Source organism: Microbacterium sp. SY138, assembly GCF_039729145.1.
In the GTDB taxonomy this organism is placed as follows: Bacteria; Actinomycetota; Actinomycetes; order Actinomycetales; family Microbacteriaceae; genus Microbacterium; species Microbacterium maritypicum_A.
In genome coordinates this window covers 1,940,977-1,956,771 of record NZ_CP155793.1, presented here as the reverse complement: position 1 = coordinate 1,956,771, position 15,795 = coordinate 1,940,977, and the positions used below count along the sequence as shown (strand labels likewise).

At 68.2% G+C, this 15,795-nt stretch carries 11 protein-coding genes; 8 read left to right on the top strand and 3 right to left on the bottom strand.

Annotated elements, in window-relative coordinates; translation table 11 throughout:
• Positions 1-173 precede the first annotated feature (173 nt).
• Positions 174-2,246, bottom strand: coding sequence for a glycogen debranching protein GlgX (gene glgX, locus ABDC25_RS09320; RefSeq protein WP_021200493.1), 2,073 nt, complete (start codon positions 2,244-2,246; stop codon positions 174-176).
• A 100-nt stretch (positions 2,247-2,346) separates the two neighbouring features.
• On the opposite strand from glgX, the gene ABDC25_RS09315 reads away from it, so the two are divergent.
• Genes ABDC25_RS09315 through ABDC25_RS09300 form a run of 4 tightly spaced genes read left to right on the top strand, consistent with a single transcriptional unit; the run spans position 2,347 to position 7,465 of the window.
• Positions 2,347-3,522: a cysteine desulfurase family protein gene (locus ABDC25_RS09315; RefSeq protein ID WP_347125915.1), complete on the top strand. Its 1,176-nt coding sequence runs from the start codon at positions 2,347-2,349 to the stop codon at positions 3,520-3,522.
• A gap of 9 nt (positions 3,523-3,531) precedes the next feature.
• Complete coding sequence (gene mnmA, locus ABDC25_RS09310; RefSeq protein WP_167254189.1) at positions 3,532-4,629, top strand: tRNA 2-thiouridine(34) synthase MnmA; 1,098 nt, start codon at positions 3,532-3,534, stop codon at positions 4,627-4,629.
• Positions 4,630-4,667: 38 nt separating this feature from the next.
• A complete protein-coding gene (gene ligA / locus ABDC25_RS09305) occupies positions 4,668-7,001 on the top strand; it encodes an NAD-dependent DNA ligase LigA (protein WP_167254187.1) in 2,334 nt (777 codons plus the stop codon).
• Entirely contained in the window at positions 6,998-7,465 is a 468-nt protein-coding gene (locus ABDC25_RS09300; protein WP_347125912.1) for a hypothetical protein, read from the top strand. The genes ligA and ABDC25_RS09300 overlap by 4 nt, the downstream gene beginning before the upstream one ends.
• Before the next feature lie 22 nt (positions 7,466-7,487).
• Here ABDC25_RS09300 and ABDC25_RS09295 read toward each other — a convergent pair whose 3' ends face one another.
• Positions 7,488-9,308, bottom strand: coding sequence for a DEAD/DEAH box helicase (locus tag ABDC25_RS09295; protein WP_021200498.1), 1,821 nt, complete (start codon positions 9,306-9,308; stop codon positions 7,488-7,490).
• Positions 9,309-9,373: 65 nt separating this feature from the next.
• Complete coding sequence (locus tag ABDC25_RS09290; RefSeq protein WP_347125910.1) at positions 9,374-11,074, bottom strand: long-chain-fatty-acid--CoA ligase; 1,701 nt, start codon at positions 11,072-11,074, stop codon at positions 9,374-9,376.
• Positions 11,075-11,141: 67 nt separating this feature from the next.
• Between ABDC25_RS09290 and gatC the strand changes: the two genes are divergently transcribed.
• The 4 genes from gatC to dinB are packed head-to-tail and all read left to right on the top strand — an operon-like array spanning position 11,142 to position 15,773.
• Entirely contained in the window at positions 11,142-11,441 is a 300-nt protein-coding gene (gene gatC / locus ABDC25_RS09285) for an Asp-tRNA(Asn)/Glu-tRNA(Gln) amidotransferase subunit GatC (protein WP_347125908.1), read from the top strand.
• Positions 11,438-12,955: an Asp-tRNA(Asn)/Glu-tRNA(Gln) amidotransferase subunit GatA gene (gene gatA, locus ABDC25_RS09280; RefSeq protein WP_021200501.1), complete on the top strand. Its 1,518-nt coding sequence runs from the start codon at positions 11,438-11,440 to the stop codon at positions 12,953-12,955. The genes gatC and gatA overlap by 4 nt, the downstream gene beginning before the upstream one ends.
• Positions 12,955-14,469 (top strand): Asp-tRNA(Asn)/Glu-tRNA(Gln) amidotransferase subunit GatB, encoded by a 1,515-nt coding sequence (gene gatB, locus ABDC25_RS09275; protein WP_167254179.1) that lies wholly within the window; start codon positions 12,955-12,957, stop codon positions 14,467-14,469. The genes gatA and gatB overlap by 1 nt, the downstream gene beginning before the upstream one ends.
• Before the next feature lie 47 nt (positions 14,470-14,516).
• Complete coding sequence (dinB, locus tag ABDC25_RS09270; protein WP_347125905.1) at positions 14,517-15,773, top strand: DNA polymerase IV; 1,257 nt, start codon at positions 14,517-14,519, stop codon at positions 15,771-15,773.
• The last annotated feature ends 22 nt before the right edge of the window (positions 15,774-15,795 follow it).

The window sequence follows — 15,795 nt, the reverse complement described above, 5'->3', positions numbered from 1 at the left end:
GCGGGTCGTCCGCAGTGCACCGGGAGAATCCGCAACGCCCAGGGCGCGCGTCGGGATCTGAGCGGGGCTCCGAAGAGCCGAGGACCGAGTACCAGCACGTGCAGCCACCTCCCGAATGTACCGCGCGGACGTGGCCACGGGTAGCGCGCCGGAGGGTGCGTCGTCGGCCGGCTTCATTCGATGCGGAACAGCCTCATCGACGTGCCCGAGACCGGCAGCACATCGCCAGGCGCGAAGACCTCTTCGTCATCGGAAGGGCGCTCCTGAGCACTCGACCACAGCGAGACGAAGCGGGTCGCGTCTTCGATCTCGACCGGCAGGCGTACATCGATGGGCGACTCGGTACCGTGCACGATCAGGAGGATGCGGTTGTAGGCCTCGGTGTCGGGAGTGGAGGCGGCGACGTACTGCAGCGTCCGGTTCCCTGGGTCGGCCCATTGGTCCTGCTCCATCGTCTCCCCGTTCTGGTCGTACCAGTCCATCACCGAGGCGTTGGGGATGTGCTCGCCGAGTCGCGCGTAGCGGCTCGGTCGCAAGGCGGGGTTCTCCTGGCGCAGCCGGATGAGCCGGGAGACGTGGGCGCGCAGATCGTCCTGCCAGGGCTCGAACTCCCAACCGAGCCAGGTCAGGACGGAGTCCTGGGCATAGGCGTTGTTGTTGCCTCGCTGGGTGCGACCGACCTCGTCGCCGGCGGTGAGCATGGGAATGCCCGCGGACAGCAGGAGCGTTCCGAGCAGGTTGCGCATGGCTTTGCGCCGCGAGGCGAGGATGGTCGGGTCGTCTGTCGGACCCTCGACTCCGTGGTTGAACGCGCGGTTCATGTCCGCACCGTCGCGATTCTGTTCGCCGTTGGCCTCATTGTGCTTGACGTCGTAGGAGACGAGGTCGTGCAGGGTGAAGCCGTCGTGCGCCGTGACGAAGTTCACGCTGGCGAGCGGACCGCGGTCCTCGCTGAAGGTGTTCGACGATCCGGCGAGACGGGTCGCGAATCCACCGATGCCCACCGGGGCAGATGCTCGCCGGGCGTAGTCGATGTCGCTCAGCCAGAAGTTGCGCACCCGATCGCGATAGCGGTCGTTCCACTCATGCCAGCCGGCCGGGAAGTTGCCCGTCTGCCAGCCGCCGAGACCGACGTCCCATGGCTCGGCGATGAGCTTGGTGTCGGCGAGGATCGGATCGTCCGCGATGGCGGTGAGAAGCGGATGCTCCGGGGTGTAGGTGTGGGCGGCGTCGCGGGCGATGGCCGTGGCGAGGTCGAAGCGGAAGCCGTCGATCTGCATCTCCTGCGCCCAGTAGCGCAGGGAGTCCAGAACGAGTCGGGCACCGGCATCGGTCGCCGTGTTCAGGGTGTTGCCGCACCCGGTGGTGTCGACGTAGACGCCGGACTCATCCTGCCGGTAGTAGTTCGCGTTGTCGATGCCGCGCAGGCTCGAGCGCGGACCGCCGATGCCCTCTTCGGACGTGTGGTTGTACACGACGTCGAGGATGACCTCGAGTCCTGCCTCGTGCAGCAGCCGCACCATGCCCTTGAACTCGGCCAGCACTGCCTCCGGCCCCTCCTTGCGGGCCTCCTCGGTGGCGTAGGCGGTGTGCGGGGTGAAGAAGTTCAGCGTGTTGTAGCCCCAGTAGTTGGTGAGACCGCGCTCGAGGAGGCGAGGTTCCGGCACGAAGGCATGAACCGGGAGCAGCTCGATCGAGGTGATCCCCAGGGAGTGGAAGTACGCGATCATCGCGGGGTGGGCGAGCCCGGCGTAGGTACCGTGCAGTGCGGGAGGAACATCGGGATGACGCTTGGTGAGGCCCTTGAGATGCCCCTCGTAGATGACCGTGCGGTCCAACGGCACCCGAGGCTTCTGCGACTCGCCCCAATCGAAGCCGTCGACGATCACCACGGAGCGCCATTCCTCGTACCCGTCTCCCTGCGCGAGGCCGCGGGCGTAGGGGTCGAGGAGCAGCGTCTCCGGGTTGAACGTGTTCCCGGGGCCGTGCGGACCCCCGACACGGATGGCATACCGCACACCGGGTTGGAGCAGTTCGGTGGTGACCTCCCAGACGCCCCCGGCGAGTCGCTCGAGCGGCACTTCGTCCGTCGCCCAGTCGAGGTCGGTGGCGTCGAAGACGACCAACTCGATGGAGGAGGCGTTCTGCGACCAGACGCGCAGGGTACCGACGCCGTCGTGCAGACGAACGCCGAGGTTGTCGAGGGCAGGTCCGCCGGGCACGGTGAGGTCTCGGGACTCGGGCATGAGTACACACTAGGCGCGATGTGTTGCCGTCTCATGTCAGCGCGCACCCGGTACCTGGAGGCAGCACCCTTCCGCCCTCGTTTCGGGAGAGAATCGAAGGATGCGGCACTATCTGGACCACGCGGCGACCACGCCACTGCGCCCCGAAGCACGGGAGGCCTGGCTCGCCGCTTCCCAGATGGTCGGCAATGCGTCGTCGACGCACGGGGCGGGTCAGGATGCGCGTCGGCTGCTCGAGGAGTCGCGCGAACGGGTCGCCGCGGTGCTGGAGGCCGACCCGATCGAGATCGTGTTCACCTCCGGGGGCACGGAGTCCATCAACCTCGCTCTTCAGGGGTTGTGGCACGGCCGCGCGGGCGGAACGTCGGCGATCGTGATGCCCGACGCCGAGCATCACGCGACCATGGACACGGTCGCCGCGCTCGTGGATGAAGGGGCAGCACTGCGACGAGTGCCCGTCGCGCCCGACGCGCGGATCGATCCCGAGCAGTTCGCCGCCGAGCTTCCCGGTGCCGCTCTGGCGACGGCGCTCGCGGCGAACAACGAGGCCGGAACCATCAACGACACCCGCTCCCTCGCAGCCGTGGCGGCGGGAGCGGGAGTTCCCCTGCACATCGACGCCGTCGCGGCTCTCGGGCACGTGCCCCTGTCGTTCCGCACCCTGCGAGGTGATGCCGACGGTGGGGTCGGCCTGGTCGCCATGAGCTTCGCCGGCCACAAGATCGGCGCGCCGGTCGGCGTGGGAGTCCTCGTCACGGCGCGTACGGCCCGCCTCACTGCGCTGCTGCGTGGCGGAGCGCAGCAGCGCGGGTTGCGCGCGGGCACGCAAGATGTCCCCGGAGCTGCCGCTTTCGCGACGGCGCTAGAGCTCGCAGAGCGCGAACGATCGGACGAGACCGCACGACTCAGCGCGCTGCGTGACCGTCTCGTGTCCGGCATCAGGGCGGCCGTGCCGAGAGCAGAACTGCTGGGGGATCCGACCGTGCGCCTCCCGGGGAACGCGCACGTGCTGTTCCCCGGCGCGGTGGGGGAGAGCCTGCTTTTCCTCCTCGATGTCGCCGGCGTCGCCGCCTCGACGGGATCCGCCTGCCAGGCGGGCGTCGCCGAGCCGTCGCACGTCGTGATGGCGATGGGGCGCAGCGAACGGGATGCGCGCAGCGTGCTGCGGTTCTCGCTCGGTCGAACCTCGACCGATACCGACGTCGATGCGGTGCTCGCCACGATCGCTGACGCGTATGCCCGCGCATCCGGCGCCGGCACAGCCGCGCGCTCGTAGACTGGTCTCATGCGGATCCTTGCGGCTATGAGCGGTGGTGTCGACTCCGCCGTCGCGGCCGCCAGGGCCGTGGAGGCGGGGCACGACGTGGTCGGCGTGCATCTGGCACTGTCCCGTGCCGGCGGCACCCTGCGCACCGGCAGCCGCGGCTGCTGCACGATCGAGGATGCCCTCGACGCCCGTCGCGCCGCCGACGTGCTCGGCATCCCGTTCTACGTCTGGGACTTCTCGGAGCGGTTCCGCGACGACGTGATCGCAGATTTCATCTCCGAGTACCAGGCCGGTCGCACCCCCAATCCCTGCATGCGATGCAACGAGAAGATCAAGTTCGCCGCACTGCTGGAGCGAGCGATCGAGCTCGGGTTCGACGCCGTGTGCACGGGGCACTACGCGACGTTGATCCACGGCGACGGGGGTCTCGAGCTGCACCGCGCCTCCGACAACGCCAAAGACCAGTCGTACGTCCTGGGCGTCCTCAACGCCGAGCAGCTCGCGCACACCTACTTCCCGCTCGGCACCACGCCCTCGAAGGCGATCGTGCGTGCAGAAGCCGAGGCACGCGGTCTGAGCGTCGCGCAGAAACCGGACAGCCACGACATCTGCTTCATCCCCGATGGTGACACCCGCGGTTGGCTCGCCGAGAAGGTCGGCACGGCGACCGGCGAGATCGTCGACCGCAGCGGAGAGGTCGTCGGATCCCACGAGGGTGCTCACGCCTTCACCGTCGGGCAGCGCCGCGGTCTCAAGCTCGGTGTGCCCGCCGCCGACGGCAAGCCGAGGTTCGTCCTCGAAGTGCGCCCGGTCTCCAACACCGTCGTCGTCGGCCCGAAGGAGGCCCTCGCCATCGCCGAGATCGCGGGGGAGCGGTTCAGCTGGGCGGGCGCTGCACCGACCGAATCGTCCTTCTCCTGCCATGTGCAGATCCGTGCGCATTCCGAGCCCGTGGCCGCACACGCCGAGGTCTCCGACGGGGGTGTACGCGTCACACCGGAGGTTCCCCTCGACGGCGTCGCACCGGGGCAGACCGCTGTGCTCTACGTCGGAACGCGCGTGCTCGGACAGTTCACGATCGATACGACGGTCTCGGCGGTTCCCGTCGGCGCGTAGACGTTTCCGGTGTCGGTACCCGCTCGTAGACTGGCGGGGTGCCGGAGAACATCTCGCTGGAAGACGCCCGAACCGAAGCTGAAGAGCTGACCACTCGCATCCTCGACGCCAAAGAGGCCTACTACGGCCGCGACACCTCGGTCGTCGATGACTTCACCTATGACGGATGGATGCACCGGCTCGAAGAGCTCGAGCGTCTGCACCCCGAGCTCCAGGGACAGGACTCGCCCACCCAGATGGTCGGCGCGGCCGAGGCGACGGGTCTTGCGACCATCGAGCACGCCGAGCGGATGCTCAGCCTCGACAACGTCTTCTCGGTCGACGAGCTGAAGGAGTGGGCAGCGAAGACGAAGGCCGCAGCGGGCCGCGAGGTCGCCTGGCTCACCGAGCTCAAGATCGACGGACTGGCGATCAACCTCCGCTACGAGAACGGTGTGCTGACCTCCGCGGCCACCAGAGGCGACGGACGCGTCGGAGAGATCGTCACCGAGAACGCTCTGCGTCTCCCCGAGATCCCGTATCGGCTCAGCGGCGACGGGCATCCCCCGATCGTTGAGGTGCGCGGCGAGGTCTTCATCCCCGTGGCGGCGTTCGAACGACTCAATGCGGCGCAGGCGGCCTTCCGCGACCGGGCCTACGCCGACGCGCTCGAGCGGTGGGAATCGCGCGGCGGGGTGAAGAAGCCCTTCGACGAGGAGAAGGCGCGCACCGCGGCCGCCCGGCGATTCCCGGCCTTCGCGAACCCCCGCAATGCGGCGAGCGGTGGACTCCGCCAGCAGATCGACAAGAAGAACGGCCTCGAGCTCGAAGCAGGACTGTTGCGGATCGAGTCGCTCGCGCTGTACGTGCACGGAGTCGGCGCATGGTCGAACCCTCCGGTCGCCGCGCAGAGCGAGGTGTACGACCTGCTCGCGGAGTGGGGGCTGCCCACGAGCCCGCACACGAAGGTCTGCCGCACGATCGACGAGGTCGTCACGTTCGTCGAGTACTTCGGCGAGCATCGGCATGATGTCGAGCATGAGCTCGACGGCATCGTGGTCAAGGTCGACGAGCTCGAGCTGCACGACGAGCTCGGCGCGACGAGCCGGGCCCCGCGCTGGGCGATCGCCTACAAGTACCCGCCGGAAGAGGTGCAGACGAAGCTGCTCGACATCGTCGTGTCGGTCGGTCGCACCGGTCGCGCGACTCCGTTCGCCGTCATGGCCCCCGCACATGTCGCCGGATCGGTGGTCCGCCAGGCGACGCTGCACAACAAGGACGTCGTGAAGGCGAAAGGCGTGCTGATCGGTGACACGGTCGTGCTGCGCAAAGCCGGCGACGTGATCCCCGAGGTCCTCGGGCCGGTCGTCGAGAAGCGCGACGGCACCGAGCGCGAGTTCGTGATGCCCGTCGAGTGCCCGGAGTGCGGCACGCCCCTGCGAGCCATGAAGGAAGGCGATATCGATCTGCGCTGTCCGAACGCACGCTCGTGCCCGGCGCAGGTGCGCGGACGCGTGGAGCACATCGGTTCACGAGGCGCCCTCGACGTCGAGGCACTGGGCGAGGTCACCGCTGCGGCCCTGACGCAGCCGACGTCTCCTGCAGTGCCACCGCTCGAGACCGAGGCGGGCCTGTTCGCGCTCAGCCTCGAACAGCTGGTCCCCATCGAGCTGTTCGTTCGCGACGCCGAGACGGGTCTCCCCAAGGAAGACGAGGACGGGGTCGTCAAAACTCGCGCTCCTTTCCGACGCAACCCCACTGCGGCTGAGAAGAAGTCCGGTCTCGACGGACCCCAGCCCTCCGCACAGGCGCTCACCCTGCTCGTAGAACTGGAGAAGGCCAAGACGAAGGACCTGTGGCGACTGCTCGTCTCACTGAACATCCGCCATGTCGGCCCTGTCGCCGCGAGGGCGCTCGCTCAGTGGTTCGGGTCGCTCGACGCGATCCGCGCGGCGTCACGCGACGAGCTCGCCGCGGTCGAGGGCGTCGGTGGGATCATCGCCGATTCGCTTCTCGCCTGGTTCGAGGTGGACTGGCACCAGGAGATCGTTCAGCAGTGGAAGGACGCGGGAGTGCAGTGGGCGACGCCTGGGCATCCCGGTCCCGGCGCGGCTGTGGCCGCGGGCGGAGTCCTGGAGGGGCTGACCGTCGTCGCCACCGGATCCCTCGACGGTTACACACGAGACGGCGCACAGGAGGCCATCATCAACGCGGGCGGCAAGGCCGCGTCGAGCGTGTCGAAGAAGACCGACTTCGTCGCCGCCGGCCCCGGCGCGGGATCCAAGCTGGCGAAGGCGGAGGACCTCGGCCTTCGAATCCTCGACGCGGCGCAGTTCCATATCCTGGTGACCCAGGGGCCGGATGCCCTCCCTCCCACGGGCGAAGGGGTGTGAAGCGCTTCGGGCCACTGATCGTCGTCCCGGAGGCTCTCGCCGTCGGAGATCCCGGTCGCCATCATCTGCGGTTGACCCCTGATGCCGTGATCATTCGCGAGGGCGTCGATAGTCGCGGGATCGTGAGCTGGAGCGAGCTCGACACGATCGTCATGGACGTCCCCACGACGAGGTTCCGTCTTCCCGGGCTCGTCAGCACGATTCTGCTCGGCGCTTTGACCGCCGCCATGCTGACCGATCCCGGAGTCGATCCCGACGACGGTTCCGTGACTCTGACGGTCGACGGAGAATCTCGAGTCCTGCCCCTGAGCAGACACCACGTCGGCGGATACTGGGAGCCTGCGGTCATGGGCGCGCATCGGCTGATCGCCCATCTCATCGCGCACCCCGAGCAGCGTGCGCTGCTCACACATCCGGAGCCGCTGATCGATGTCGCCGCGCGACTCGCGCGCGGAACGGGATAGTCCGTTCCGCGCGCGAGGGTGGTCAGCTCTTGTGGCGCGGCTTGCGGTACGGCTTCTCGTCACGCGTGTCGCGCGCCGGCCGATCATCGCGGTCCCGACGCTCGAAACGGTCACCCCGGCCGCCGGCCTCCCGAGGGCCGCCGGTGCGGCGTGCGCCCCCGGGACCGCGGTCGGGCTTGATCTCGATCAGGCGTCCCGAGATGCGCGTGTCGCGCAGCTTCTCGAGGACAGACGGATCCAGGTTCGATGGCAGCTCGACCGTCGAGAAGTCCGGACGGATGTTGATCGCACCGAAGTCGTCGCGTCCCAGACCGCCCTCGTTGGCGAGGGCCCCGACGATCTGGCGGGGTTCGACACGGTGACGTCGTCCGACCTCGATGCGGTAGGCGGTGTAGTCGCCACGCCCGCGTCGTTCCGTACGCGGCTCACGAGCATCGCGTCCCGTGCGCTCGCGCGGGGGACGGTTGTCTGCTTCTACCGCCTTGGTGAGCGGATCGTTGGCGGGGTCGAGCAGCAGCGGCTTGTCACCCTGCGCCACGACAGCCAGAGCGGCGGCCACGTCACCCTCAGGGACATCATGGTGACGCACGTAGTGCGCCACGATGTCGCGGAACGCCTCGATGCGCCCGGTCTCCGACAGCGCCGTGGTGATCGCATCGTCGAAGCGGTTCAGACGCGTGGTGTTCACATCTTCCGTGCTCGGGAGCTGCATCTGGGCCGGCTGCTGACGCGTCGCTTTCTCGATGTGCTTCAGGAGGTAGCGCTCGCGCGGGGTGATGAAGCTGATCGCGTCGCCCGATCGTCCGGCGCGGCCCGTGCGACCGATGCGGTGCACATAGGACTCGGTGTCGGTGGGGATGTCGAAGTTGACGACGTGGCTGATGCGCTCGACGTCGAGTCCTCGCGCGGCCACATCGGTCGCGACCAGGATGTCGAGCTTGCCGTCCTTGAGCTGGTTCACGCTGCGCTCACGCTGCACCTGAGGCACGTCGCCGTTGATGGCTGCGGCCGAGTAGCCACGGGCGCGCAGCTTCTCCGCCAGGGTCTCGGTCTCGTTCTTCGTACGGACGAAGACGATCATTCCGTCGAAGTTCTCGACCTCGAGGATCCGGGTGAGCGCATCGACCTTCTGCGCGTACGACACGACGAGGTAGCGCTGCGTGATGTTGGTGCCGGTCGCGGTCTTGGACTTGATGCTGATCTCTTCGGGGTCTCGCAGGTACTTCTGGGCGAGACGGCGGATCTGCGGCGGCATCGTCGCGGAGAACAGCGCGACCTGCTTCTCCTCGGGTGTCTGCGCGAGGATCTGCTCCACGTCTTCGGCGAAGCCCATCTTCAGCATCTCGTCGGCCTCGTCGAGCACGAGGTACTGCAGCTGAGACAGGTCGAGCGTGCCCTTGGCGAGGTGGTCCATGATGCGGCCCGGCGTGCCGACGATCACGTGGACGCCGCGGCGCAGGGCCGACAGCTGCACGCCGTAGCCCTGCCCGCCGTAGACGGGGAGCACGTGCACGCCCTTCATCTTGGAGGCGTACGACTCGAACGCCTCGCAGACCTGGAGCGCGAGCTCACGGGTGGGTGCGAGCACGAGAGCTTGCGGGGTCTTCTGGGAGACATCGAGGCGCTCGAGCACGGGGAGGGCGAAGGCCGCGGTCTTCCCGGTACCGGTCTGCGCCATGCCGACGACATCGCGCCCAGCCAGGAGCGTCGGGATGGTGGCCGCCTGGATGGGCGACGGCGTCTCATAGCCGAGGTCTTTGATGGCTTTGAGGACGGGCCCGGTGATGCCGAGCTCCTCGAATCCAGGGGTCGCGGGAGATTCGTCGGGGGCGTCGGTCAGCACTGCATCTTCAGGGGTCACTTCCCAAGGGTAGCGCGCTGCGGCGTCCGCCGCCTGTGAGGGCGTCCTCAGGCACCGGTGTTCAGCGCCACGAGCTTCTCCTTGACCTGGCGCCGGAGCACCTTACCGATCAGCGACTTCGGGAGTTCGTCCACCACGAAGATGCGGCGGGGGACCTTGTAGGGGGTGAGGATGCTGCGCGCGAACTCACGAACGGCCTCGACGTCCACGTCGGTTCCCTGATCGATGACGATCGCGGCGACGACCTCTTCACCGGAGTGCTCGCTCGGCAGACCGATGACCGCGGCATCCGCGACCTGCGGGTGCTGGCGCAGGGCGTTCTCCACTTCGGTGGGTGCGACGTTGAAGCCGCCCGTGATGATGAGCTCCTTGATGCGATCGACGATGCGAACGAAGCCGGCCTCGTCGATCGTGACGATGTCGCCGGTACGGTACCAGCCGTCGACGAAGACCGCCTCCGTCTCCTCCGGCTTGCCGTAGTACCCCGAGAACACCTGCGGCCCGCGCACGACGAGCTCCCCGGCAGAGCCCGACGGCATATCCTCACCAGGGTTCTCCGGATCCACCACGCGGCATTCGGTTCCGGGCAGGGGAAGCCCGACGGTTCCGGGAACGCGGTTGTCCGCCACCGGGTTCGCCATCAGGACAGGGGAGCACTCGCTCAGCCCGTAGCCTTCGACGAGATATCCGTGGGTGGCCTCCTCGAAGGGGACGACCAGTTCATGTGGCAGCGCCATCGCGCCGGAGATCGCGACCTCGATGCCCTCGAGCGACACGCCCTTCGCCTCGGCCGCGGCGAGAAGGCGGTCGGCTATGGGCGGTACCAGCGGCAGGAACGTGGCGGGGTGCTTTTTGACGACATCGAGCACGAGGTCCGGATCGAACTTGGGGAAGAGCACGAGTCGAGCCCCCATCGACATCGCGAACGTCAGACAGAGCGTGAGTCCGTATGCGTGGAACATGGGAAGGACCGCGTACACGACGCAACCGTTGCCGCGTCGGATCGACGGCACCCAGGCCTGCGACTGGGCAGCGTTCGCCAGCAGGTTGCGGTGTGTGAGCGCCGCCCCCTTCGGCGTTCCGGTCGTTCCGGAGGTGTATTGGATGATCGCCAGATCGTCGGTTCCCGGCTTCGGGTGCGTCTCCGGCAGAGGGTCGGAAGCGACCAGCGAGTCCCAGACGACCGTGCCGCGCACCTTGGCCGTGAGGGCCGCGCGGGAGTCGCGAGCCTTCGCGACGGGGAGACGCAGGGCGAAGCGCGTGAGGAACGGCATGGCGCGCGTCACGTCGACGGAGATGAGGTTCGTCACTGCGAGGTCCGCCGGGAACTCCTGCACCGTGGAGACGACCTTGTTCCACACGATCGCGTGTTTCGCTCCATGGTCCTCGAACTGCTTGCGCAGCTCACGAGGCGTGTAGAGCGGGTTGTGCTCGACGACGACGGCGCCGAGTCGCAGCACCGCGTAGAAGGCCACGATGTGCTGCGGGCAGTTCGGCAGCACGATGGCCACAGGGTCGCCGGCGCGGACGCCGAGATCCCGCAGCCCCGTCGCCGCGCGGTCGATCGCTGATTGCAGCTGTGCGTATGTCGTCTCACGCCCGAAGAACTGCAGCGCGGGGGCATCGGGGTAGTCCCGCGCCGACGCGGCGACGATGTCGACGAGTGATCCGTCGACCGGGGCGAGGTCTTCCGGGACGCCTGCGGCGTAGCTGGCGACCCACGGGCGAGGGGGCTGGAACGTGCTCACCCGCCCAGCATATGTCGAGCTGCTCGTGGGGCATGGGACCGGGGAGCGCGCCAACTAGACTGGGGGAGTGTCTGAAATCACCCCTGAACTCGTGCGCCATCTCGGTGTGCTCGCACGCATCCAGCTGAACGACGACGAGGTGTCGCGGCTCACGGGCCAGCTCGACGCCATCGTCGACAACATCGCGAAGATGTCGGAGGTCGCGACCGCCGACGTCGTGGCGACGAGCCACCCGATCCCACTGAGCAATGTGTTCCGTCCCGATGTGGTCGGCCAGACGCTCACGCACGAGCAGGTGCTCCAGAACGCCCCGGATGCCGCCGACGGCCGCTTCCGCGTGACCGCGATCCTGGGAGAAGAGCAGTGAGCGACATCATCCGACTCGATGCGGCGGATCTGGCAGCGAAGCTGGCCTCTCGCGAGGTCTCCAGCGTCGAGGCGACCCAGGCGCACCTCGATCGCATCGCCGCCGTGGACGGCGACGTCCACGCCTTCCTCCACATCAACGATGGAGCGCTCGAGGCCGCCGCGGCCATCGACGCCCGTCGCGCCGCCGGCGAGGCCCTCGGACCGCTCGCCGGCGTTCCTCTCGCGATCAAGGACGTCCTCGTCACGACCGACCAGCCGACCACCAGCGGCTCGCGCATCCTCGAGGGCTATCGCTCTCCCTACGACGCCACGGTCGTCGCGCGTTCACGCGCCGCGGGACTCGTCCCGCTCGGCAAGACCAACATGGACGAGTTCGCCATGGGGTCCTCCACCGAGCACTCCGCATACGGCCCCACGCACAACCCCTGGGACCTCGACCGCATCCCCGGCGGTTCCGGTGGCGGTTCGGCTGCCGCTGTCGCCGCATTCGAGGCACCGCTCGCTCTCGGCTCCGACACGGGCGGCTCGATCCGTCAGCCCGCGCACGTGACCGGCACGGTCGGCGTCAAGCCGACGTATGGCGGCGTGAGCCGCTACGGCGCGATCGCCCTGGCCTCCAGCCTCGACCAGGTCGGCCCCGTCTCGCGGACGGTCCTCGACTCGGGGCTGCTGCATGACGCGATCGGCGGCCACGACCCGAAGGACTCGACGTCGTTGCGCGACGCGTGGCCCTCGTTCGCCGAGGCGGCTCGCGAGGGTGCGCGCGGAGACGTGCTCAAGGGTCTCAAGGTCGGCGTGATCCGCGAACTGCCGGACAGCGGCTTCCAGCCCGGCGTCGCCGCATCCTTCCGCAATGCTCTCGCGCTCATGGAGGCTCAGGGCGCGGAGATCGTCGAGATCGGTGCTCCGCATTTCGAGTACGGCGTGGCTGCGTACTACCTGATCCTCCCCGCGGAGGCCTCGAGCAACCTCGCGAAGTTCGACTCGGTGCGCTTCGGTCTGCGGGTGACGCCCGACGGAAACCCGACGGTCGAGGACGTCATGTCCGCAACCCGTGACGCCGGCTTCGGTGACGAGGTCAAGCGCCGCATCATCCTCGGCACGTACGCACTGTCGGCCGGTTACTACGACGCCTACTATGGCAGCGCGCAGAAGGTCCGCACACTCATCCAGCAGGACTTCGCCAATGCGTTCGCCGAGGTCGACGTCATCGCGACGCCGTCGGCCCCCACCACCGCCTTCAAGCTCGGCGAGAAGATCGACGACCCGCTGCAGATGTATCTCAACGACATCACCACGATTCCGGTGAACCTCGCCGGCGTTCCCGGCATCTCCGTCCCCAGCGGTCTGGCCGATGACGACGGACTCCCCGTCGGCATCCAGTTCATCGCCCCGGCACGGGAGGATGCACGTCTCTACAAGGTCGGCGCCGCGCTCGAGACGCTGCTCGTCGACTCCTGGGGTGCGCCGCTGCTCACCCGCGCACCGCAGCTCGCAGGAGGGAAGCGCTGATGGCCGCCGCCAAGCTCATGGACTTCGACAAGGCGCTCGAGCTGTTCGAGCCGGTCCTCGGATTCGAGGTGCACGTCGAGCTCAACACCAACACGAAGATGTTCTCCGATGCGCCGAACCCGGCCAACGAGGCCTTCCACGCCGCTGAGCCGAACACGCTGATCGCGCCCGTCGACCTCGGTCTGCCGGGGTCACTTCCGGTCGTGAACGAGACGGCGATCCGTTCGTCGATCAGCCTGGGTCTCGCTCTCGGTTGCTCGATCGCGGAATCGAGCCGGTTCGCGCGGAAGAACTATTTCTACCCGGATCTCGGCAAGAACTACCAGATCTCGCAGTACGACGAGCCGATCGCCTATGACGGTTCGGTCGAGGTCGAGCTCGAGGACGGGACACTCATCACGATCCCGATCGAGCGCGCTCACATGGAGGAGGACGCCGGAAAGCTCACCCACATGGGTGGGGCGACCGGACGCATCCAGGGTGCCGAGTACTCGCTCGTCGACTACAACCGTGCGGGCGTGCCACTGGTGGAGATCGTGACGAACATCATCTACGGCACCGAGCACCGCGCACCGGAGGTCGCCAAGGCCTACGTGCAGGCGATCCGTGACATCGTCCGTGGTCTCGGAATCTCCGAGGCCCGGTTGGAACGCGGAAACCTGCGCTGCGACGCCAACGTCTCTCTGCGTCCGCGTGGCACCGACAAGCTCGGCACCCGCACCGAGACGAAGAACGTCAACTCCATGCGTTCGGTCGAGCGGGCCGTGAAGTACGAGATCCAGCGCCAGGCGCAGATCCTCGCCGATGGCGGCACGATCACGCAGGAGACGCGGCACTGGCACGAGGACACCGGTACGACATCGCCGGGTCGTCCGAAGTCGGACGCCGACGACTACCGCTACTTCCCGGAGCCCGACCTGCTGCCCGTGGAGCCGGCCGCCGAGCTGATCGAGGAGCTGCGCGCGGCTCTTCCCGAGCAGCCTGTCGCCCGCCGTCGTCGCCTGATGACGGAGTGGGGCTTCACCGACCTGGAGTTCCAGGACGTGCGCAACGGAGGCCTGCTCGAAGTGGTCGAGGCGACCATCGCCGCCGGTGCGGCACCTGCGACCGCCCGCAAGTGGTGGACGGGGGAGATCTCCCGTCTCGCGAACGCGCAGGAGAAGGAAGCCACCGAGCTGATCAGCCCGGAGAACGTCGCCGCACTGCAGCAGCTGGTCGACGCGGGCACGCTCACCGACAAGCTCGCCCGCCAGGTGCTCGAAGGCGTCATCGCGGGGGAAGGCACTCCGCAGGAGGTCGTCGACGCCCGTGGCCTCGCCGTGGTGTCGGACGACGGCGCGCTGATCGCTGCGATCGACGAGGCTCTCGCGGCCCAGCCGGATGTGATGGCGAAGATCAAGGACGGCAAGGTCCAGGCCGCCGGCGCTGTCATCGGCGCCGTCATGAAGGCCATGAAGGGCCAGGCGGACGCGGCGCGCGTCCGTGAACTCATCCTCGAGCGCGCTGCCCAGTAGCGCGTGGCCCCGGGCCTCCTGTCGGAGGCCCGGGGGAGAATGGTCGTATGGGACACGGTGACGGCACGGGACGGATCGTCTCCGCCTCCGACGCCGACGACACCGGGACGCGCATCCTCCATGTCGACATGGACGCGTTCTACGCGGCTGTCGAGGTCCTCGACGATCCCACGCTCCGGGGGCTTCCGCTGATCATCGGCGCACCGGACGGCCGCTCGGTCGTCTCGAGTGCGTCTTACGAGGCCCGCCGATACGGCGTACGCGCAGCGATGCCGGTATCGCAGGCGCTGCGCCTGTGTCCCTCCGCGCGCATCGTGCCGCCGCACTTCCATCGATATCAGGAGGTCTCCCGGCAGGTGATGGCGATCTTCGAATCGTTCACCCCGCTCGTCGAGCCGTTGTCGGTCGACGAGGCGTTCCTCGATGTGCAGGGCGTGCGACGGCTCTGGGGCAGCCCTGCGCACATCGCAGAGCTCATCCGGGGGCGTGTGCTCAATGAGGTCGGCATCACCTGCAGCGTCGGAGTCGCGGCCACCAAGCACGTCGCCAAGATGGCATCGACGATCTCCAAGCCCGACGGCATGCTCGTCGTCGCCGCGAAGGACACGCTCGAGTTCCTCGCGCCACGTCCGGTCCGCGCGATGTGGGGCGTCGGGCCGAAGGCTGCCGAGGCGCTGGAGGCACGCGGTATCCGTACCGTCAGAGATGTGCGCGAGGCTCCGCGCGAGATGATCGAGCGTGCGGTCGGCCCCGCCCTGGGCGCGCGCCTCGCTCAGCTCGCGATGGGTGAGGATGCGCGCGCCGTCGACACGGTGCGCGTGGAGAAGAGCATCGGTCATGAGGAGACCTTCGATACGGACATCCTCGATCGTCCGTTCCTCCGCGCGGAGCTCCTGCGGCTCGCTGACCGTGTCGCCGCACGTCTCCGCCGCGCCGAGTGGGAGACGTCGACCGTCGCCATCAAGATCCGTTTCGACGACTTCCGCACCCTGAGTCGCTCTCAGACGCTGAGCGAGCCCACCGCGGTCGGGCAGCGCATCGGCGAGGCTGCGCAGGCTCTGTTCGAGCAGATCGACCGACGCGATCCCGTGCGTCTCGTCGGCGTCAGAGCCGAGAACCTGCGTCCGGCCGGCGGCGGCGGTCTCGGGCTGTGGGACGACGACGAGGACTGGCGCAGAGTCGAGGGGGCAGTCGACGAGGCCGTGGCCAGGTTCGGAACAGCGACGATCAGCCGCGCGCGACACATCGGCCGCGGGGACGGCCGCGGTGCCGCCCAACATCCGAAGGCCCACGGCCTGGATTGATCGCACGCGCGCGCGGTTCCTC